At 67.3% G+C, this 1,297-nt stretch carries 1 protein-coding gene and 1 pseudogene; one reads left to right on the top strand and one right to left on the bottom strand.

Annotation, left to right across the window (positions count from 1 at the left end; genetic code table 11):
* Positions 1-124, top strand: a pseudogene (locus tag AC31A1_RS51565) (LysR family transcriptional regulator); the annotation flags it as partial.
* Positions 125-269: 145 nt separating this feature from the next.
* Here AC31A1_RS51565 and AC31A1_RS51570 read toward each other — a convergent pair.
* Positions 270-1,297: DUF3500 domain-containing protein (locus tag AC31A1_RS51570; protein WP_489659937.1), on the bottom strand; the 1,028-nt coding region annotated here is incomplete at its 5' end.

Here is a 1,297-nt window from a genome sequence, read left to right on the forward strand (position 1 = left end):
GCTGGGCGAGGTCGACTTCGTGCTGGTGCACGGGCGGCGGCGGGTTTCGGCACAGGGGGCCGCGGATGCGTTGGCGGCGGCGATTCTGGCGGGCGGGGATCGATTGCATCGGCGCGGTCCGTAGTCCCGGTTTTTCATTACGGAAAACGTGAGCCGGCTTCTACAAGAATGCCGACGTCCATGAATTTCTCGGCCGGCCGTGAGGGAATTCCCGACAGCGGGCGGCGCTGCCGGAAGCAGCGCCGCCCGTTATGTCATCGGCGGATGATTCAGGAGAACGAGAACTCTCCTCCGTAATCGGTGTCGTGATCGCGGTACACGGAGCTGTAGTTGAGCTGACTGGTGTCGACCACACCGTCCTTGACCGAGAACTCGATCCAGACACCGGGTCCGTCGATGCGGACGTAGTCGCCCGCGGTGTCCAGTGCGGTGCTGCCCGAGTACGAGATGTAGGTGTCGTCGAGCTCGGACTTGTAGGTGCTCAGGGTGGACGCGGCGGTCGTGTCGTCCGCGGCCTCGACCCACGGCGTGATGGCGTCGAGCACCAACTGCTGCTGATCGTCGGTCAGTTCGCTGACCGCGATGCCCTCCTTGGTGTCGGGGAAGTCGCCGTCCTCGTCCGGGCCGAGCACCACGTCGGTGGTGGAGTCGGAGAGCTTCGCCTCCGTCAGCTCGTCGTCGCTCAGGCCTTCGAGCATCGACTCCATCCCGTCGTGCATTCCGGACAGGGGTGCGTAGGTGGTGCCGTCGCCGTCGGTCCAGGTGGCGGGTTCCACTCCGGCGAAGTACGGGGTGGTGCCCACGGCCTCCCCGTCCTTGTAGGTGAGGTTGACGGCCAACTGGTCGCCGCCGAAGTGCAGTTGCCAGGTGCCGGAGGTGCTCGGGGTGCCCAGGAGGGCGAGGTAGTAGTTGCCGCTGCCGTAGCTGCTGTCGGTCTCGCCGAGGACGTCGTCGGCCGCCAGGATCTGGCTGATCTGGTCGTAGCCGGTGTCGGTCCCGGTGCCCGTGGCCGCCTCGACCACCGCCTTGGCGGCGGCGAGCTGGGTGTCGCTGAGCGTGCTCAGCTCGATGCCGACGCGGCAGTCCGCACCGCACGCCTCGTTCGACCAGGCGACGGCGTTGGCCTGCGTGAAGTCGAGGAGTACGTCGGCCTGTTGGTCGTCGTCCAGGGTCTTCAGGAACGCGTTGGCGGCGTCGACCACATCCGATACGGACGAGCCCGTGCCGGCCGTACCCGTGGGCTCGGGTGCGGATGCGGAGGCCGGCGTGGAGGGGGAGGTGGATCCAGGGTTCGTCG

The organism is Streptomyces sp. P5F9 (genome assembly GCF_057961495.1).